The 18,646-nt window shown below is 53.3% G+C and carries 18 protein-coding genes; 15 read left to right on the forward strand and 3 right to left on the reverse strand.

Annotated elements, in window-relative coordinates; genetic code table 11:
• Nucleotides 1-214: 214 nt before the first annotated feature.
• From udp to tatD, 10 genes are all read left to right on the forward strand, one after another.
• The gene (udp, locus tag BV494_RS18190) at nucleotides 215-976 is read left to right on the forward strand and encodes a uridine phosphorylase (RefSeq protein ID WP_104924108.1); all 762 of its coding nucleotides are present in this window, start codon (nucleotides 215-217) and stop codon (nucleotides 974-976) included.
• 179 nt (nucleotides 977-1,155) lie between these two features.
• Entirely contained in the window at nucleotides 1,156-1,683 is a 528-nt protein-coding gene (locus BV494_RS18195; RefSeq protein WP_104924109.1) for a DedA family protein, read from the forward strand.
• A 157-nt stretch (nucleotides 1,684-1,840) separates the two neighbouring features.
• Nucleotides 1,841-3,361 carry a DNA recombination protein RmuC gene (gene rmuC, locus BV494_RS18200; RefSeq protein WP_104924110.1) on the forward strand — a complete coding sequence of 507 codons (1,521 nt, stop codon included), beginning with the start codon at nucleotides 1,841-1,843 and terminating at the stop codon, nucleotides 3,359-3,361.
• 147 nt (nucleotides 3,362-3,508) lie between these two features.
• On the forward strand, nucleotides 3,509-4,264 hold the full coding sequence (ubiE, locus tag BV494_RS18205) for a bifunctional demethylmenaquinone methyltransferase/2-methoxy-6-polyprenyl-1,4-benzoquinol methylase UbiE (protein ID WP_104924111.1): 756 nt from the start codon (nucleotides 3,509-3,511) through the stop codon (nucleotides 4,262-4,264).
• A 13-nt stretch (nucleotides 4,265-4,277) separates the two neighbouring features.
• On the forward strand, nucleotides 4,278-4,886 hold the full coding sequence (gene ubiJ, locus BV494_RS18210; protein ID WP_104924840.1) for a ubiquinone biosynthesis protein UbiJ: 609 nt from the start codon (nucleotides 4,278-4,280) through the stop codon (nucleotides 4,884-4,886).
• A complete protein-coding gene (ubiB, locus tag BV494_RS18215; protein WP_104924112.1) occupies nucleotides 4,883-6,514 on the forward strand; it encodes a ubiquinone biosynthesis regulatory protein kinase UbiB in 1,632 nt (543 codons plus the stop codon). Before ubiJ ends, ubiB begins: the two co-directional genes overlap by 4 nt.
• A 72-nt stretch (nucleotides 6,515-6,586) precedes the next feature.
• Nucleotides 6,587-6,853: a Sec-independent protein translocase subunit TatA gene (tatA, locus tag BV494_RS18220; RefSeq protein WP_104924113.1), complete on the forward strand. Its 267-nt coding sequence runs from the start codon at nucleotides 6,587-6,589 to the stop codon at nucleotides 6,851-6,853.
• Nucleotides 6,854-6,856: 3 nt separating this feature from the next.
• Entirely contained in the window at nucleotides 6,857-7,519 is a 663-nt protein-coding gene (gene tatB, locus BV494_RS18225; RefSeq protein ID WP_104924114.1) for a Sec-independent protein translocase protein TatB, read from the forward strand.
• A gap of 2 nt (nucleotides 7,520-7,521) precedes the next feature.
• Nucleotides 7,522-8,289 (forward strand): Sec-independent protein translocase subunit TatC, encoded by a 768-nt coding sequence (gene tatC / locus BV494_RS18230; RefSeq protein ID WP_104924115.1) that lies wholly within the window; start codon nucleotides 7,522-7,524, stop codon nucleotides 8,287-8,289.
• Between the two features lie 57 nt (nucleotides 8,290-8,346).
• Nucleotides 8,347-9,153: a 3'-5' ssDNA/RNA exonuclease TatD gene (tatD, locus tag BV494_RS18235; protein WP_104924116.1), complete on the forward strand. Its 807-nt coding sequence runs from the start codon at nucleotides 8,347-8,349 to the stop codon at nucleotides 9,151-9,153.
• Between the two features lie 50 nt (nucleotides 9,154-9,203).
• Here tatD and rfaH read toward each other — a convergent pair whose 3' ends face one another.
• The gene (gene rfaH / locus BV494_RS18240; RefSeq protein WP_192938029.1) at nucleotides 9,204-9,692 is read right to left on the reverse strand and encodes a transcription/translation regulatory transformer protein RfaH; all 489 of its coding nucleotides are present in this window, start codon (nucleotides 9,690-9,692) and stop codon (nucleotides 9,204-9,206) included.
• A gap of 173 nt (nucleotides 9,693-9,865) precedes the next feature.
• On the opposite strand from rfaH, the gene pepE reads away from it, so the two are divergent.
• The 3 genes from pepE to fre all read left to right on the forward strand — a co-directional run bounded on the left by pepE (nucleotide 9,866) and on the right by fre (nucleotide 12,996).
• A complete protein-coding gene (gene pepE / locus BV494_RS18245) occupies nucleotides 9,866-10,591 on the forward strand; it encodes a dipeptidase PepE (RefSeq protein ID WP_104924118.1) in 726 nt (241 codons plus the stop codon).
• 164 nt (nucleotides 10,592-10,755) lie between these two features.
• The gene (gene ubiD, locus BV494_RS18250; RefSeq protein ID WP_104924119.1) at nucleotides 10,756-12,246 is read left to right on the forward strand and encodes a 4-hydroxy-3-polyprenylbenzoate decarboxylase; all 1,491 of its coding nucleotides are present in this window, start codon (nucleotides 10,756-10,758) and stop codon (nucleotides 12,244-12,246) included.
• A 48-nt stretch (nucleotides 12,247-12,294) separates the two neighbouring features.
• Nucleotides 12,295-12,996: an NAD(P)H-flavin reductase gene (gene fre, locus BV494_RS18255; protein ID WP_104924120.1), complete on the forward strand. Its 702-nt coding sequence runs from the start codon at nucleotides 12,295-12,297 to the stop codon at nucleotides 12,994-12,996.
• 125 nt (nucleotides 12,997-13,121) lie between these two features.
• Here fre and fadA read toward each other — a convergent pair whose 3' ends face one another.
• Complete coding sequence (gene fadA / locus BV494_RS18260) at nucleotides 13,122-14,285, reverse strand: acetyl-CoA C-acyltransferase FadA (protein ID WP_104924121.1); 1,164 nt, start codon at nucleotides 14,283-14,285, stop codon at nucleotides 13,122-13,124.
• 11 nt (nucleotides 14,286-14,296) lie between these two features.
• Entirely contained in the window at nucleotides 14,297-16,489 is a 2,193-nt protein-coding gene (gene fadB / locus BV494_RS18265; protein WP_104924122.1) for a fatty acid oxidation complex subunit alpha FadB, read from the reverse strand.
• 189 nt (nucleotides 16,490-16,678) lie between these two features.
• Here fadB and pepQ point away from each other — a divergent pair, with 189 nt between their 5' ends.
• Nucleotides 16,679-18,010: a Xaa-Pro dipeptidase gene (gene pepQ, locus BV494_RS18270; RefSeq protein ID WP_104924123.1), complete on the forward strand. Its 1,332-nt coding sequence runs from the start codon at nucleotides 16,679-16,681 to the stop codon at nucleotides 18,008-18,010.
• On the forward strand, nucleotides 18,010-18,621 hold the full coding sequence (locus tag BV494_RS18275; protein ID WP_104924124.1) for an IMPACT family protein: 612 nt from the start codon (nucleotides 18,010-18,012) through the stop codon (nucleotides 18,619-18,621). Before pepQ ends, BV494_RS18275 begins: the two co-directional genes overlap by 1 nt.
• The last annotated feature ends 25 nt before the right edge of the window (nucleotides 18,622-18,646 follow it).

The raw sequence follows: 18,646 nt of genomic DNA on the forward strand, positions 1-18,646 counted from the left end.
GCTCGGGAAAATACTTCATTTTGCAAAGCATCAGTCTGCTTAAAATTCCGGCGTAATACATTTAATTTGTGATTCATGTCACAAATTAAATGTATGCGTGATTCTTGTTGTTACATCATAGTGACGGTCGTCACGAAATGACGTCACAATGTTCAGTACAGTTGCCGGGTGTTCCTCCTGCCAATAAATGACCCTACATACAGAGGAGTTTGTTATGTCTCAGCCTGAAGTTTTCCACCTTGGCCTGGCCAAAAAAGATTTAAACGGTGCCACGCTGGCGATTGTTCCCGGCGACCCGGAGCGCGTGGAGAAAATTGCCAAACTGATGGAGAACCCGGTGCGTCTGGCTTCTCATCGCGAATTTACCTCATGGCGTGCTGAGCTTGACGGCAAATCTGTGATCGTTTGTTCAACCGGTATCGGCGGCCCGTCTACGTCCATCGCGGTGGAAGAGCTGGCACAGCTGGGCATCCGGACTTTCCTGCGCGTGGGTACGACCGGCGCTATTCAGCCGCACATCAATGTGGGCGATGTACTGGTCACGACGGCCGCTGTTCGCCTTGATGGCGCGAGCCTGCACTTTGCCCCGATGGAATTCCCGGCTGTCGCCGATTTCACCTGTACCACGGCGCTGGTCGCGGCGGCAGAATCTGTTGGCGCTGCCACGCACATCGGCGTAACGGCTTCTTCTGACACCTTCTATCCGGGCCAGGAACGTTACGACACCTTCTCCGGACGCGTTGTTCGTCGCTTCAAAGAATCGATGAAAGAATGGCAGGAAATGGGCGTGATGAACTATGAAATGGAATCCGCCACACTGCTGACCATGTGTGCCAGCCAGGGCCTGCGTGCAGGCATGGTTGCCGGTGTTATCGTAAACCGCACGCAGCAGGAAATTCCTGACGCGGAAACGATGAAAAAGACCGAAAGCCACGCGGTGAAAATCGTTGTAGAAGCCGCCCGTCGCCTGATCTAAAAAATACTAAAACAAACACATCACCTCTGTGGGCTGCCTTTGGCGGCCCATTTTTTTGCCCCGATAATCAGATCTGTTAAGGTCGTGTTAGTAAAGTGTCTGGAATAATTTATCAATCCGGCTATTTAACTGCTGATAAAAAACTGCTGATAAAAAGCCGCTGACAAAAGGAACTGCTTTTGACTGTTCACGACCTCCTGGATTACACAACGACCTTTATTCGCGCACATCAGGTGTGGGCTGCGCCGATTGTGTTCTTCCTCGCTTTTGGCGAATCTCTGGCGTTCTTATCGCTGCTGCTTCCGGCCACTTTTATTCTGTTAGGGCTGGGTGCGCTGATAGGTGAAACCGGTATTCCGTTCTGGCCGATATGGGCGGCAGCGGCGGCCGGTGCATTCTTCGGCGACTGGCTCTCTTACTGGGTCGGAGCGCATTTTCAGGATCGCGTCGGGAATTTCTGGCCGTTCTCCCGCCATCCGCAGATGCTGGTCCGCGGACATGCATTCTTCGAAAAATGGGGCATGCCGGGCGCATTTATCGGGCGTTTCTTTGGCCCTCTTCGCGCCGTAGTGCCGCTGGTGGCGGGGATCTGTGGCATGCCGCAGAAGTATTTCCAGATTGCCAACGTGACCTCCGCACTGATCTGGGCATTCGGGATTCTCGCGCCGGGCGCTTTTGGTATCCAATGGCTGAGCCGCTGGTTCTGAATCCTGCGCTGCATCGCTGACGTCTTCAAGAGGGGCGGGCGGGAGAAATTCCTTTTTGGAAGACGTCTCGCAAAGGCGTCATGCCCCTGAAAATAGACTGGACATCCATACAGCCTGCTATTACCGTGACCGCAAGTGATTTTAAGAAGGAATACGCGTGGATATCAGCATTTTGTACGCCCTGGGCGCAGGGATAATCGGCCTGTTAGTCGGCTGGATGGTCGCCAGTTTGCGGCAACAGCAACAACAGGCAGAGTACGAAACACAGCGCCGGTTGCTGGAGCTTTCGCTGGAACAAGTGAAGGCGGAAAATGACGCGCATAAGAATGAGCGGCAAACCGCTCAGCAGCAAATACGTGAAGCAGAACTTGAGCTGCGTAAGTTGCACAGCGCGGCGGCTGCCAGTCAGGAAAAATTACAGTTGTTGGCTCACTGGCAAAATGAATGCGAGCAACTGAATCAGGAATTACGCGCACAGCGTGAAATCAACAGTGCTCAGGAAGCTGAGCTGCGCGAGGTTTCTACGCGGCTGGACGAAACGCGCATGGCGGCTGAAGACAAACAGCGTCTTCTTATCAACAGCGAACAGCGCCTGAGCAGCCAGTTTGAAAATCTGGCTAACCGTATTTTCGAACAAAATGGTCGCCGGGCCGACGAACAGAACAAGCAAAGCCTCGACAAACTGTTGCTGCCGCTGCGCGAACAGCTTGATGGTTTCCGCCGTCAGGTGCAGGACAGTTTTGGTCAGGAAGCCCGTGAACGTCACACGCTGGCGCACGAAATCCGTAACCTGCAACAGCTGAACGTTGAGATGGCGCGCGAAGCGGTGAACCTTACCAAAGCGCTGAAAGGCGATAATAAAACGCAGGGGAACTGGGGCGAAGTGGTGCTCAGCCGCGTGCTGGAGGCGTCCGGCCTGCGGGAAGGTTACGAATATCAGACGCAGGTCAGCGTGCAGGTCGATACGAACAGCCGTATGCAGCCTGACGTTGTCGTGCGCCTGCCGCAGAACAAAGACGTGGTGATTGACGCCAAAATGACGCTGGTGGCCTACGAGCGTTACTTCAACAGTGAGGATGACAGTGAACGTGAAGCGGCACTGAATGAGCATATTGCGTCTGTTCGCGGGCATATCCGCCTGCTGGGCCGCAAAGATTATCAGCAGCTTCCGGGCTTACGCAGCCTCGACTATGTTTTGATGTTTATCCCCGTTGAGCCTGCTTTCTTACTGGCTATCGACCGGGAGCCAGAATTGATCAGCGAAGCACTGCGTCACAATATTATGCTTGTCAGCCCGACCACGCTGCTGGTGGCTTTGCGTACAATCAGTAATTTATGGCGCTATGAGCATCAGAGCCAGAATGCCAAACGTATTGCCGATCGCGCCGCCCGTTTGTATGACAAGCTGCGGTTGTTTGTGGATGACATGGAGTCGATGGGGCAAAGCCTCGACAAAGCGCAGGGAAGTTATCGCTCAGCGATGAATAAACTCACGCAAGGCCGTGGTAATCTTATCGGGCAGGTTGAAAGTTTCCGTGCTCTGGGGGTCGAAGTTAAACGGCCAATCAGCCCGTCTCTGGCGGAGATAGCGAAAGCGGAAAATGAACCGGAAGATACCGCATCTCTGCCCGATACCTCTGATGCGGAAGAAGAACAGGCGCTGAACCCGCGTGAATAATCAAAGCTGACAAAGGTTTCCACTGGGTCGTACTGATTCAATCAGTGAATCTTTGCAATATGTTGAATCACCATCGGTGATGGGGCTTTCTAACGGGTTCTGGTACACTTCTCCCCAAGAGTTTGACTGAAAAAGCAGGCATAAATAATGGAAAAGCAGACGCAGGAAACCACCCATTTCGGTTTTCGTACAGTAGCCAAAGATGAGAAACAGGAAATGGTGGCGGAAGTCTTCCATTCCGTTGCGGCAAAATATGATTTGATGAATGACCTGATGTCTTTCGGTATTCATCGCATCTGGAAACGTTTCACCATTGATTGCAGCGGTGTGCGTCAGGGCCAACGTGTGCTGGATCTGGCCGGTGGCACCGGCGATCTGACCGCAAAATTCTCGCGTCTGGTGGGCGAAAAAGGCGAAGTCGTGCTGGCGGATATTAACGATTCCATGCTGAAGATGGGCCGCGAAAAGCTGCGCAATCTCGGCATCGTGGGTAACGTTAGCTACGTTCAGGCCAACGCTGAAGCTCTGCCTTTCCCTGATAATTATTTCGACTGCATCACAATTTCTTTCGGTCTGCGTAACGTGACTGAAAAAGAGAAAGCGCTGCGTTCGATGTTCCGCGTACTCAAGCCGGGTGGCCGTCTGCTGGTTCTGGAATTCTCCAAACCGGTTCTGAAACCACTCAGCAAAGCTTATGACACGTATTCTTTCCATATTTTGCCACGCATTGGCGAGCTGGTTGCGCAAGACGCTGAAAGCTATCGTTATCTGGCCGAATCTATCCGTATGCACCCTGATCAGGAAACCCTGAAAGGCATGATGGCGGACGCAGGTTTTGAAAATGTGACGTATCACAATCTGACCGGTGGCATTGTCGCTTTGCATCGGGGTTTCAAATTCTGATATGAGCATGCCGATGTTGTTGACACCGTTACTGACTGCCGCCATTGAGACGCCGCTAAATTACCTGCTTTTCCGCGATCGCAGCATGAAGTCGGCGCGGACGCGTCTGGCAGGTAAAGTTTTACGTGTCGAATTGCAGGAACTGAGTGCTCCGCTGACGTTTGTATTCAGCGAGCAAAAAATCGACGTTCTTGGTCAGTGGGACGGTGCGGCAGATTGCACCGTGATCACCCGGCTTTCCGTGCTGCATAAGCTGCGCGATCGTCAGCAATTATCACCGCTCATGCGCAGCGGTGAACTGGTGGTCGAGGGCGATATTTCGGTTGTCCAGCAATGGACCGCCCTGCTGGATATGGCCGAATGGGATCCCGCTGAATTCCTGGCTCCTTACGTGGGTGATATTGCGGCTCAGGGGCTGACTCAGGCCGTTCAGGGAAGTTTGCGTTTTCTGCAAAAAGGCCTGAAACATCAGCAAAGCTATGTGGCTCAGGCGCTGACCGAAGAGTGGAAAATGGCACCGGGTCCGCTCGAAGTTGTCTGGTTTAGCGATGAAGTTTCTGCGCTGGCACGCGAGCTGGATGCGCTGGATAAACGTATCGAAAAACTGGAGGGTAAACCGTGACGCCAAGGGAAATGCGACGTTTATATCTGATTATCCGCATGTTTCTGATCTACGGCCTTGACGAACTCATCCCTAAAATCCGCTTAACGCTGCCGCTGCGCATTGGACGTTATCTTTTTTTCTGGTTGCCTAATCGTCATAAAGAAAAGCCATTGGGTGAGCGCATGCGTCTGGCGATGGAAGAACTGGGGCCAGTATGGATCAAGTTCGGCCAGATGATGTCGACGCGCCGCGACCTTTTCCCTCCTCAGATTGCCGATCAGCTTGCTTTACTTCAGGACCACGTTCCGCCGTTTGATGGCGCGAAAGCGCGTCAGCAAATTGAGGTGGCACTGGGGGGCCCGGTGGAAACCTGGTTTGATGAATTCGACCAGACGCCGCTGGCTTCAGCCTCGATTGCCCAGGTTCATACCGCCATTCTCAAAGAAAACGGTAAGCCAGTAGTCCTGAAAGTAATCCGCCCGGATATCTTGCCGACCATCGTGGCGGATATCCGTCTGATGTCGCGTCTGGCGGGCTGGTTGCCGATTCTGTTGCCTGACGGCCGTCGTTTGCGTCCCCGTGAAGTGGTGCGCGAATATGAAAAAACGTTGCTCGATGAACTGAATTTGCTGCGTGAAGCGGCGAATGCTATTCAGCTGCGCCGTAATTTCGAAGGCAGCCCGATGTTGTATGTGCCGGAGGTATACCCGGATTACTGCAGCGAGCGCCTGATGGTGATGGAGCGTATTTACGGCATCCCGGTTTCTGATATTGAAGCACTGAAGAAACAGGGCACCAATATGAAACTGCTGGCCGAACGCGGCGTGCAGGTTTTCTTCACTCAGGTTTTTCGTGACAGTTTCTTCCATGCCGATATGCATCCGGGGAATATTTTCGTCAGTTACGAAACCCCTGAAGATCCTTGCTACATAGGCATTGATTGCGGCATAGTTGGTTCGCTCAACAAGGAAGACAAGCGGTATCTGGCGGAGAATTTTATCGCTTTCTTCAACCGCGATTATCGTAAAGTGGCTGAATTACATGTCGATTCCGGCTGGGTTCCCCGCGATACCAATGTCGAAGAGTTCGAATTCGCTATCCGTACTGTCTGCGAACCGATTTTTGAGAAACCGCTGGCAGAAATTTCTTTCGGTAACGTGCTGCTGAATCTGTTTAATACGGCGCGCCGTTTTAATATGGAAGTTCAGCCTCAGCTCGTGCTGCTGCAAAAAACGCTGCTGTACGTAGAAGGTCTCGGGCGTCAGCTTTATCCTCAACTTGATTTGTGGACCACGGCGAAACCTTTCCTTGAAAGCTGGGTGCGCGATCAGGTCGGGTTACCGGCAATGATCCGGGCACTGAAAGAGCGCGCACCGTTCTGGCTTGAGAAAATGCCTGAGTTGCCGGATTTGGTTTACCAGAGCCTGAATCAGCATAAGTTGTTGCAATACAACATTGAGAAGCTTTCCTCCCAGATCCATAACCAGAGTTCCCGTCAGGGGCAGTCTCGTTATCTTCTGGGGATTGGTGCGACGCTGTTATTGAGCGGAACCCTTTTACTGTTGGGCGATGTTAAGGTTTATCCGGCTTGCCTGATGGCTGCGGGTGCGATTTCCTGGTTGATTGGATGGAAACGCGCCAGCTGAATACTTTGCTGTAAATTGAATGCCGTTTGCGAACGGCAATAAATGTCGTTCCTTCCTATTGAGGTGAAAATAATGGGTGGTATCAGTATTACTAAAATCCTGATTCTCGTTGTACTCGTGGTACTGCTGTTCGGTACTAAGAAACTGCGCGGTCTGGGTTCTGATCTGGGTGCTTCCATCAAAGGCTTTAAAAAAGCCATGAGCGATGATGAAGGCCAGAAAGCCAACAAAGAGGCTGACACTTCCGCTTCTGATGCTGATTTCATTGCTAAGTCTGTGGAAAGCAAGCCAGCAGCCAAGGCCGATGAAACCAAGAGCCAAAACAAAGAGCAGGTATAAGCCGTGTTCGATATTGGATTTAGTGAACTGCTGCTGGTATTGGTGATTGGCCTGGTAGTGCTTGGGCCGGAGCGTTTACCCGTAGCAGTAAGAACAGTAGCAGGCTGGATCCGCACACTGCGTGCCATGGCGGCTTCCGTGCAGAGCGAGCTGTCTCAGGAACTGAAACTTCAGGAATTGCAGGACACCCTGAAAAAAGCTGAAGAGTCAGGCCTGAAGAATTTAACGCCAGAAATCAAAGCGTCCATGGATGAGCTGAAAGAAGCGGCAGAGTCTATGAAGCAGTCGATCAACTCAGGACTGAATCCTGCGGAGAAAGCTGTGGAGAACGCCAAAGCGGAAGGGAATACCATCCACAATCCGGTTCTGGATGAAGCTGAAGCACACCATGATGCGGGTATTTCTCCGGCTACGGCTGAGAAAGTGGTCTCTGCGCCTGCTGCTGTACCGCAAAGCGCCGTTGATGCTGCGCTGGCTTCCAATAAGACGGCGCATGCAGCGGCTGAACATGCTGAAACGCTGGCCGCTTCAGATGAGCCTTCGGTTACCGAACCTGCTGTTGCTTCCGCGCCGGTGATGAAACCTGTTGTCGCTGAAGCCCCTGTTGCTGAACCCGCAGTGCCGGTTAAACCGGTTTCATCAACTCAAACGACAGGTGAGCGTTAAACATGGCTGTTGAAGATACACAACCCCTTATCAGCCATCTGATTGAGCTGCGTAAGCGTCTGCTGAATGCCATTTTCTGCATTCTTGTGGTGTTCCTGGCCCTTGTTTATTTTGCCAATGATATCTACCAGCTGGTCGCTTCTCCGCTCATCAAACAGATGCCGATGGGTGCGAGCATGATTGCTACGGATGTAGCATCACCGTTCTTCACGCCAATCAAGCTGACGATGATTGTTTCGGTATTCCTTTCTGCGCCGTTTATTTTGTATCAGGTCTGGGCGTTTGTTGCGCCTGCGCTGTACAAACATGAACGTCGTCTGATGATGCCGCTGCTGTTCTCAAGTTCTGCATTATTCTATCTTGGCGTGGCTTTTGCTTACTTTGTCGTCTTCCCGCTGGCGTTTGCGTTCTTCGCGAAAACGGCACCGGCTGGCGTACAGATAGCGACTGACATCAACAACTATCTCGATTTCGTGATGTCGCTGTTTATGGCATTTGGTATTTCTTTTGAAGTTCCTATCGCGATTGTGCTGCTGTGCTGGAGTGGGGTAACCACGCCTGAAGACCTGAAAAGGAAACGTCCGTATGTGCTGGTTGGGGCGTTTGTGGTTGGCATGTTGTTAACGCCGCCGGACGTTTTCTCTCAGACGCTGCTGGCCATTCCAATGTACCTGCTGTTTGAAATCGGCGTGTTCTTTGCCCGTTTCTACGTGGGTGGCCGTCGTCGAGCTGATGTCGATAACGAAGCTGATCCGGATCAGCCTGCGTAATGCATTCTTTGATGAAAAAAACCGCCCTGTTGGGCGGTTTCTGTTTTGGGACTTTCCATGTTTGAAATCGGTATTAATCTCACCAGTAATCAGTTTGATAAAGATCGCCCACAGGTCGTTGAAAGAGCCAGAGCGGCGGGTCTGAGCGGTATGTTGATCACCGGCACGTCTGCGCAGGAAAGCGTTGAAGCGCAGAAGATGGCGATGCAACATCCGGATTTCTGCTGGTCGACGGCGGGCGTGCACCCGCATCAGGCGAGTGATTGGAGTGACGACGTTGAGCGCAGCATTCGTGAGCTGGCAGCATTGCCACAGGTTGTCGCGATTGGTGAATGCGGGCTGGATTTTAACCGTAACTTTTCCCCGGCAGACAGTCAGGAAGCGGCGTTTACCGCGCAGCTGTCACTGGCGAAAGAGTTGCAGTTGCCGGTATTTCTGCACTGCCGTGATGCCGGAGAGCGATTTGCCGCGTTGATCAAACCCTGGCTGACGGATTTGCCGGGCGGCGTAGTTCACTGTTTTACCGGCACGCGCGAAGAGCTGGAGCTTTATCTGTCTCTCGGGTTGTCGATTGGTATTACCGGCTGGGTGTGCGATGAGCGTCGCGGGCTGGAACTGCGCGAAATGCTGCCGCTGATCCCCGCTGACCGGTTGATGCTGGAGACCGATGCGCCTTATCTGTTGCCGCGTGATATGGAAAATAAACCGAAGAATCGCCGAAATGAACCGGCTTTCTTGCCGCATATTGTGCATCAGGTAGCAATGTGGCGGGGTGAAGATCCACAATGGCTGGCAGATATTACTGATGAGAATGCGCGTAAGCTTTTTTCGCTGCCAGACATTGAACTCAATGCGCTGAAATAAAAAAGCACCGGCAAACGGTGCTTTTTTATCGGGACGGCAAATATTGCAAATCAGATTTTCTGGAAATGTGTGTTTTCGATGCTCTGACGGACCGGCTGGTTAATCAGATTCAGCATCAGCAGGGAACGCGCTTCGCCATCAGGTTCGGTATAAATGGCTTCGATACCGGTGAAAATCCCGTCGGTAATCAGCACCGGGTCGCCTTCATAAGGTGTTTCGGGGTCGCGGTATTCAACCGAAGGCGGTTCCATCAGTTGTTTGATAACGTCCGGCTGAACCGTCGCCAGTTTTGCACCGAAGCGGATGAAGTGACTGACGCCACGCGTCGCATTGATCGTCGTGGTATGGATCCGCTCAGGGTCGAACTCGATGAACATGTAATTCGGGAACATAGGCTCGCTGACGGCCGTACGGCGGCCGCGCACCATTTTTTCCAGTGTGATCATCGGTGTCAGGCAGTTAACTTCCTGGCGTTCCAGGTGTTCTTTCGCGCGAAGCAACTGACCACGTTTGCAATAGAGTAAGTACCAGGATTCCATAGTTTCCCACATTAAATCGTTGAGCGGGGCAGCATACCAAAAGCCACTCATGAGATACAGACAGTGCAAGTCTGTGCAGACGTTTGCTGATTGTCGGCCCGTTATCTTTTATTATCGAAGAAAAGCGCGGTGTTATCCCCTCTCTTCGTCCTAATTTTATCAGGAGATGTCCCATGGAGTTGTTCTTGCTGAGTAACGGTAAACTCTCAGGTGAATCCGAGTTACTGGGGTATGCAAAAGAGCGTATCCAGGCCATGTTGCAGGCAAAAAACATTCGTTCTGCTGTTTTGATCCCTTACGCACTGATCCGCAGTGATTATGATGCCCGTGCGAAAGAGCTTTCGGATGCTTTGGGCATTAAAGTGGACAGCATTCATCACGCCGAAAACCCTGCCCAAGCCATTGCCGGTGCGGAATGTATTTTGATCAGCAGCGGCAATACCTGGATGCTCAATCAACTGCTGCATGAAAATGGCCTGATTGTGCCGGTTCAGCGTGCGGTGCGTGAACGCAATGTGCCTTACATTGGCTGGAGCGCGGGTTGCAACGTTGCTACGCCAAGTATTCGTACCACCAATGATATGCCGGTTCGCAACTCTGTGGTTCTGCCTTCTCTTGGCCTCTTCCCGGTACAGATTAACCCGCATTATATCGACGCGCACTTAAGCGGACACATGGGTGAAACCCGTGATGAGCGCATTGCAGAATTCTGTGCGGTTAACCCGTCTGAGTCGGTGCTGGCATTACGCGAAGGCAGTCTGTTGCAAGTTTCCGGCAATAATCTGAGCTATTTCAGCGCGAAAGGGCAGGGTTTTAAGGTGTTCCGCCACGGGCAGGAAACGCAGGAATATCAGGACACACAGGCGATACAGTCGCTGGTGCCTTTTAACTGTCTGTAAGGCTGCTGCTCAGTCATTTGCGCATCGCCAGATCCACAGCGTTTGAGTCTGGCGGTTACACCGCTTTTTCGTTATCAGTGTTTACCTGCTGATAACAAAAAAGCAGCAACAACACCGGAGAGGCTCTATAATGCCCTCCTTCAACCCGGCGACTCAGAATCAGCATGAAATACCGTGATTTACGTGACTTCCTCTCGTTACTCGAAAAGAGAGGCCAACTGAAACGCATCAGCCAGTCTGTTGACCCTTATCTGGAAATGACCGAAATTGCCGATCGTACTTTGCGTGCGGGCGGCCCGGCGTTGCTGTTTGAAAATCCTAAAGGTTATGACATGCCCGTGCTGTGCAATTTGTTCGGCACGCCGCAGCGTGTCGCCATGGGCATGGGGAAAGAAGACGTCAGCGCGTTGCGTGAAGTCGGTGAATTGCTGGCGTTTCTGAAAGAGCCTGAGCCTCCGCGTGGTCTCCGCGATTTATACGACAAGGCACCGAAGTTTAAGCAGGTGCTGAACATGCAGAGCAAAGTCGTGCATTCCGCACCTTGCCAGCAGCAGATTTGGGAAGGTGACGCGGTTGATATCACCAAAATCCCCGTGATGCAGTGCTGGCCGGAAGATGCGGCGCCGCTCATCACCTGGGGCCTGACCGTGACCCGTGGCCCGAGCAAGCCGCGTCAGAACCTCGGCATTTATCGCCAGCAGGTTTTGGGCAAAAACAAAGTGATCATGCGCTGGTTATCGCATCGCGGTGGCGCGCTGGATTACCAGGAATGGTGCCAGCAGAATCCGGGGAAACGCTTCCCGGTCGCTGTCGCGCTCGGCGCAGATCCGGCAACTATTCTTGGCGCGGTAACGCCGGTGCCGGATACGCTGTCTGAATATGCTTTCGCAGGCTTACTGCGCGGCAATAAAACCGAAGTCGTGAAGTGTATTTCCAACGATCTGGAAGTGCCCGCCAGCGCTGAAATCGTGCTGGAAGGGTATATCGAACCCGGTGAAATGGCGCCCGAAGGCCCTTATGGCGATCATACCGGCTACTATAATGAAGTAGACAGTTTCCCGGTTTTCACGATTACACACATGACGCAGCGTAAAGATCCTATTTATCATTCGACCTACACAGGCCGTCCGCCGGATGAACCTGCGGTGCTGGGCGTGGCGCTCAATGAAGTGTTTGTGCCAATTTTGAAGAAACAATTCCCGGAAATTGTTGATTTTTATCTGCCGCCGGAGGGTTGCTCCTACCGTCTGGCAGTCGTTACCATGAAGAAGCAGTACGCCGGTCACGCGAAACGCGTCATGATGGGCGTCTGGTCTTTCCTGCGTCAGTTCATGTACACCAAGTTTGTGATTGTGTGTGATGACGACGTGAATGCCCGTGACTGGAATGACGTGATTTGGGCGATCACCACCCGGATGGATCCCGCGCGCGATACGGTGCTGGTGGAAAATACGCCGATAGATTATCTGGATTTTGCCTCTCCGGTTTCGGGCCTTGGCTCGAAAATGGGGATGGATGCGACCAATAAATGGCCGGGAGAAACGCAGCGTGAATGGGGACGCCCGATTGTGAAAGATCCGGACGTGACCGCGCGAATCGACGCCATCTGGGATGAACTCGCTATTCTAAATGATAAAGACGATGCGAAAAAATAATCGAATCTTTGTCCTACGCTTTGCTTTGATGACCCACAGAGGGAACGCATGACAATATTGAGCTGTAAAGTGACCTCGGTCGAGGCGATAACGGATACGGTGTACCGTGTCCGGCTGGTTCCGGAAGCGCCTTTTTCGTTTCGCGCGGGTCAGTATCTGATGGTCGTGATGGACGAGCGCGACAAGCGTCCGTTCTCGCTGGCCTCGACGCCGGCTGAGCACAACGTCATTGAGCTGCACATCGGCGCGTCTGAGCTGAATCTGTACGCGATGGCGGTGATGGATCGCATTCTGAAAGAACAGGCAATTACCGTGGATATCCCGCACGGCGACGCCTGGTTACGTGAAGAAGGCGAACGTCCGCTGGTGCTTATTGCAGGCGGAACCGGGTTCTCGTATGTCCGTTCCATTCTGATTACGGCGCTTGAGCAGCAGCCTCACCGGGATATCTCGATTTACTGGGGTGGCCGTGAGCTGAAGCACTTGTATGATTTGGGCGAGCTTGAAGCCATGAGCATCAACCACCCGAATCTGAAAGTGATCCCGGTTGTCGAACAGCCGGAAGAGGGCTGGCAGGGCAGAAGCGGGACAGTGCTGAGCGCCGTTCTGCAAGATTTATCTTCACTGGCGGAGCACGATATTTATATCGCCGGTCGTTTTGAAATGGCAAAAATTGCCCGTGAGCGTTTTGTTGCGGAACGCGGTGCGCTGGAAGACCGTTTGTTTGGTGATGCCTTCTCTTTCATCTGATCTGAAAATTGATCGTTGAGAAAAAGCCCGCCCCTGACAGGCGGGAAAACGGCAACTAAAACGGGCAGAACAAGATTTTAAAAAGCGGACATTGCGTCCGCTTTTTCTTTTATGACAGGAAGGCGTCAGACGCGTTCGAAGACGGTGGCGATGCCCTGACCTAAACCGATACACATGGTGGCGACGCCAAACTGCACATCGCGACGTTCCATCAGGTTCAGCAACGTCGTGGAAATACGCGAACCGGAGCAGCCGAGCGGATGTCCGAGCGCGATTGCGCCGCCGTTCAGGTTGACGCGTTCTTCCATCGTTTCCAGCAGACCCAAATCTTTTACGCACGGCAGCGCTTGTGCGGCAAACGCTTCGTTAAGCTCGAACAGACCGATGTCCTGCACGCTAAGACCGGCGCGTTTCAACGCCAGACGTGTCGCCGGAACCGGGCCATAACCCATAATGGAAGGGTCACAACCGGTCACGGCCATCGCACGGATTCGTGCGCGGGCTTTCAGACCTAAGGATTTCGCGTGGGATTCACTCATCAGCAGCATGGCGGATGCGCCATCGGATAACGCCGAGGATGTCCCCGCCGTCACTGTGCCGTTGACCGGATCAAAAGCGGGGCGCAGTGCCGCGAGCGTGGCGACGGTGGTTTCCGGGCGGATGACTTCGTCAAAATCATAACGGGTCAGCACGCCTTCTGCGTTATGGCCTTCGGTTGGTACGATTTCATTGGCAAAATGCCCGGCAAGCGTTGCGGCATGTGCACGCTGATGGGAGCGCGCAGCAAACTCATCCTGCATCTCGCGGCTGATCTGGTGCATTTTCGCCAGCATTTCGGCGGTCAGCCCCATCATGCCTGCGGCTTTCGCCACGATTTTGCTCAGGCCCGGATGGAAATCCACGCCGTGACTCATCGGGACGTGACCCATATGTTCCACGCCGCCGATCAGGCTTACCTGCGCATCACCGACCATAATGGCGCGTGCCGCGTCGTGCAAAGCCTGCATGGAGGAGCCACACAGGCGGTTCACCGTGGTAGCCGGCACGCTGTGCGGAATTTCTGCGAGCAGGGCGGCGTTGCGGGCAATATTGAAGCCTTGTTCCAGCGTCTGCTGCACGCAGCCCCAGTAAATATCATCAATCGATTTGGCATCGACGGACGGATTGCGTACCAGCAGGGCGCGCATCAGATGTGCCGATAAATCTTCAGCCCTGACCTGGCGGAATGCGCCGCCTTTCGAACGGCCCATGGGCGTGCGGACTGCGTCAACAATGACTACGTTTTCCATGATTTCGGTCCTTATGCCTGATTGCCGGTGCTGAGGTTTTCCAGCCCAGCCGCAACCGGATAATAACTTTCATTTGCCTGTGCTTTGGCGCGTAACCCTTCCGGGGCCTGATACATCGGGCCGAGGTGTGCGTATTGTTCGGTCAGTTTCAGGTATGCGGCAGTGCCGAGCGTATCCAGATAACGGAACGGGCCACCGTGGAACGGAGGGAATCCGAGGCCGTAAACCAGTGCCATATCGGCTTCTGCAGGGCTGGCGATAATGCCTTCTTCCAGGCAGCGCACCACTTCGTTAATCATCGGGATCATCATACGGGCAATGATGTCCTGCGGTGAGAAATCGGAATGCACAGGTTTAAGGTTTTCAGCTAACAGACTGATCGCTTCGTCATCGACGTCTTTACGTGGCTTGCCTTTGCTGTCCTGGCTGTAACGGTAGAAGCCCAGCTGGTTTTTCTGACCAAAGCGGCGGTTGTCGAATAAGACATCCACGGCGTCGCGGTAACTGCGGGCCATGCGCTGCGGGAATCCGGCGGCCATGACAGCCTGCGCGTGGTGAGCGGTATCGATGCCCACGACATCCAGCAAATAGGCCGGGCCCATCGGCCAGCCAAACTGTTTTTCCATGACTTTGTCTATCTGGCGGAAGTCCGCGCCGTCACGCAGCAGCAGACTGAAACCGGATAAATACGGGAACAGCACGCGGTTAACAAAGAACCCCGGGCAGTCGTTGACCACGATCGGCGTTTTGCCCATCGCCAGCGCGTAAGAGACGATGCGCGAAATTGTTTTGTCCGAAGTTTTCTCGCCACGAACGATTTCCACCAGCGGCATCCGGTGAACCGGGTTAAAGAAGTGCATGCCGCAGAAGTTTTCTGGGCGTTTCAGCGAGGAGGCCAGCTGGTCGATAGGAATGGTTGAGGTGTTGGACGCCAGAACCGTGTCGGCGCTGAGCAGGGATTCCGCTTCAACCAGCACGGCGGCTTTCACTTTTGGATTTTCCACGACCGCTTCGACCACCACTTTGGCACGTTCGATGCCGCTGTAATCCAGCGTCGGATGGATTGTCGACAGCACTTTTGCCATCTTCATACCGTCCAGCTTGCCGCGTTCCAGTTGCTTGTTCAGCAGTTTTGCCGCTTCATTCATGCCGAGCGTCAGGGACGGTTCGCTGATGTCTTTCATCATAACCGGCACGCCTTTCAGCGCAGACTGATAAGCGATACCACCGCCCATAATCCCCGCGCCGAGAACGGCAGCCTGCGCCGGTTTTTCACTGTCTTGCGCCAGTTTTTTGGCTTTACCTTTCACGAACTGGTCGTTAAGGAAAATGCTGACCAGCGCACGCGCTTCTTTTGATTGCGCGAGAGGAACAAAACTGGCGGTTTCCAGTTTAAGTGCTTCGTCACGGCCAAGGCGCGCCGCAGCTTCGATAGTTTTTACCGCCGTCATCGGTGCCGGGTAATGTTTTCCGGCATTCTGCATGACCATGCTTTTCGCCACGCTGAAGCTCATCGCCGCTTCAATCTGGCTGAGTTTCAGAGGCTGACGTTTCGGTTCGCGGCGGCTCTGCCATTCCAGTTTCCCGGCGATGGCCTGTTGCAGCATGCTGATACCGGCATCGCGCAGTTTCTCTGCATCAACGACCGCATCAACCAGCCCGATTTTCAGGGCATCTTTGCCGCTGATATTTTTGCCTGCGGCGATAATTTCCAGCGCGCTGTCTGTACCAATCAGGCGCGGAAGCCGCACCGAGCCGCCAAAGCCCGGCATAATGCCTAAGCTGGTTTCCGGTAAACCGATGCGCGCGTCAGCCGTGCTGATACGGAAATCGGTGGCCAGTACGCATTCGCAGCCTCCGCCCAGCGCATACCCGCTGATGGCAGAAAGCGTCGGGACCGGTAAATCTTCCAGCCGGTTGAAAATGCGGTTGGCAAAACTCAGCCACTCGTGCAGTTTTTCCGCCGGTGCGTTAAACAGAGATAAAAACTCGGTGATATCCGCACCCACAATGAAAGCGGATTTCGCTGAACTGAGCAGCAAGCCTTTCAGCCCGGACTGTTTTTCCAGTACCGCAATGGCTTCGCCGAGGCTGGCGACCGTTTGGGTATCGAGCTTGTTCACCGAGCCCGGAGCGTCAAACACCAGCTCAGCAATACCGCCATCGAGCCAGTGCAGATGTAATGTTTCGCCTTGGTAGAGCATGTGTCTCTCCTGAATCATCTGGGATGATCTGGTATGACCAGATGCTTTCGAGTGTGGTTTTTATGTTAATAATTTGCAAATGAGATGTGTTTTATTTGCAAGCAAGATCACAAACCTTCCGGGACTATAGTCGCGGTGAGGCTGTGGTAAGATGCTGCATCGTCTTTCCGGTGAAAAAAGGACAGTTGGATGGAATCGCTTACTACGCTTTATAAAGAACATATCGCCACGCTGCAGGCGCGTGCCCGTGAAATTCTGCAACGTTCTCAGCTTGATGCGTTACTCATTCACTCCGGTGAACTGATAACGACCTTCCTTGATGACCACAGTTATCCCTTCAAAGTTAACCCGCAATTTAAAGCCTGGGTGCCGGTCACCAAAGTGCCGAACTGCTGGCTGTGGGTGGATGGCGTTAATGCGCCGAAACTGTGGTTCTATTCGCCGGTGGATTACTGGCACAGCCATGAGCCATTGCCTGAGAGTTTCTGGACCAAAGAAATTTCGCTGACGCCGCTGGCAAATGCGGACGATATCAAAGCCCAGTTGCCGGTGGATCTTAAACTCGTGGGTTATATCGGCTCCAGTCAGGATCGCGCCATCAGCATGGGTGTTCCGGCGTCGAACGTGAACCCGAAAGCGGTGCTGGATTATCTGCATTATCATCGCGCCTACAAAACTGACTACGAGCTGGCCTGTATGCGTGAAGCGCAGAAAGTCGCCGTAAGCGGTCATCGTGCGGCGAAAGAAGCGTTTCTGTCTGGGATGAGTGAGTTTGATATCAATCTCGCGTATCTCACCGCGACCGGTCACCGCGATACCGATGTGCCTTACGACAATATCGTGGCGCTCAATGAACACGCTTCCGTACTGCATTACACCACGCTCGATAACCAGCCTCCGGCCGAAATGCGCAGTTTCCTGCTCGATGCGGGCGCAGAATATAACGGTTATGCCGCTGACCTGACGCGGACGTATGCCGGAAAACCTGACAGCGATTTTGGCGCACTGATTAAAGATCTGAACACCGAAGAACTGGCGTTAATTGACTCGATTAAATCCGGTGTGCGCTATACCGACTATCATGTTCAGATGCATCATCGCATCGCCAAACTGCTGAAAGCGCACAAGCTGGTGGTCGATATCAGCGAAGACGCGATGGTCGAACAGAACCTGACCGGGCCTTTCCTGCCGCATGGTCTGGGGCATCCGCTGGGGTTGCAGGTTCATGATGTTGCCGGTTTTATGCAAGATGATCATGGCACGCATCTGGCCGCGCCTGCGCAATACCCTTATCTGCGTTGTACGCGTGTGATTGAGCCGGGAATGGTTCTGACCATCGAACCGGGCTTGTATTTCATTGATTCACTGCTGACGCCGTGGCGTGAAGGGCAATTCAGTAAGCACTTTGCCTGGGATCGTATTAATGCCATGAAGCCCTTTGGCGGGATACGTATCGAAGACAATATTGTCATCCATGACAATCGTATCGAGAACATGACCCGTGATCTGAAGCTGGCCTGATGCAGCCGTATTCTGTCCCCGCTGAACCGGTCAGTTACAGCGAAGAAATAAAGAAGAGCCGCTTCATCACCTTACTGGCAAGAACGGAAGGCGTTGAGGCAGCGAAAGCTTTTGTTCAGGACGTCAGAAATCAACATCCGGCAGCGCGTCATCACTGCTGGGCGTTTGTGGCTGGCGCACCGGATGATTCTCAGCAACTGGGCTTTTCCGATGATGGTGAACCTGCAGGCACAGCGGGCAAACCTATCCTCAGCCAGCTAATGGGAAGCGGGGTCGGAGAAATAACGGCCGTCGTTGTGCGTTATTACGGCGGCATTATGTTGGGCACCGGCGGGCTGGTGAAAGCCTATGGCGGCGGTGTTCAGCAAGCATTAAAGCTGCTTGTTATGCAGCAAAAAGTCCCGCTGGCGGAGTACGCGGTGCAGTGTGATTACAGCCAGTTACAGCTGGTGGAAACGCTGCTCTCGCAGGTTGGTGGGCATATTTTACGCAGTGAATACGGGGCATCGGTCGATCTCGTTCTGGCTTTGCCTGCCGCACAGGCGCAGGCCGCAATCTGTCAGCTTTTCGATATCAGCCGTGGCGCGCTCATCTTGCGTCCGGTTTCTTAAATTTTTCTATGGTTAATTCGCTGAG

This window comes from Rahnella sikkimica, from assembly GCF_002951615.1.
GTDB lineage: Bacteria > Pseudomonadota > Gammaproteobacteria > Enterobacterales > Enterobacteriaceae > Rahnella > Rahnella sikkimica.

Excerpts from the sequence above, each read along its gene's own strand:
- ubiJ (WP_104924840.1), top strand. The coding sequence starts at position 4,278 with ATGTTGTTGACACCGTTACTGACTGCCGCCATTGAGACGCCGCTAAAT.
- tatA (WP_104924113.1), top strand. The coding sequence starts at position 6,587 with ATGGGTGGTATCAGTATTACTAAAATCCTGATTCTCGTTGTACTCGTG.
- fadB (WP_104924122.1), bottom strand. The coding sequence starts at position 16,489 with ATGCTCTACCAAGGCGAAACATTACATCTGCACTGGCTCGATGGCGGT.
- ubiE (WP_104924111.1), top strand. The coding sequence starts at position 3,509 with ATGGAAAAGCAGACGCAGGAAACCACCCATTTCGGTTTTCGTACAGTA.
- ubiD (WP_104924119.1), top strand. The coding sequence starts at position 10,756 with ATGAAATACCGTGATTTACGTGACTTCCTCTCGTTACTCGAAAAGAGA.
- tatC (WP_104924115.1), top strand. The coding sequence starts at position 7,522 with ATGGCTGTTGAAGATACACAACCCCTTATCAGCCATCTGATTGAGCTG.
- fadA (WP_104924121.1), bottom strand. The coding sequence starts at position 14,285 with ATGGAAAACGTAGTCATTGTTGACGCAGTCCGCACGCCCATGGGCCGT.
- pepE (WP_104924118.1), top strand. The coding sequence starts at position 9,866 with ATGGAGTTGTTCTTGCTGAGTAACGGTAAACTCTCAGGTGAATCCGAG.
- udp (WP_104924108.1), top strand. The coding sequence starts at position 215 with ATGTCTCAGCCTGAAGTTTTCCACCTTGGCCTGGCCAAAAAAGATTTA.
- BV494_RS18275 (WP_104924124.1), top strand. The coding sequence starts at position 18,010 with ATGCAGCCGTATTCTGTCCCCGCTGAACCGGTCAGTTACAGCGAAGAA.
- fre (WP_104924120.1), top strand. The coding sequence starts at position 12,295 with ATGACAATATTGAGCTGTAAAGTGACCTCGGTCGAGGCGATAACGGAT.
- tatD (WP_104924116.1), top strand. The coding sequence starts at position 8,347 with ATGTTTGAAATCGGTATTAATCTCACCAGTAATCAGTTTGATAAAGAT.
- pepQ (WP_104924123.1), top strand. The coding sequence starts at position 16,679 with ATGGAATCGCTTACTACGCTTTATAAAGAACATATCGCCACGCTGCAG.
- rfaH (WP_192938029.1), bottom strand. The coding sequence starts at position 9,692 with ATGGAATCCTGGTACTTACTCTATTGCAAACGTGGTCAGTTGCTTCGC.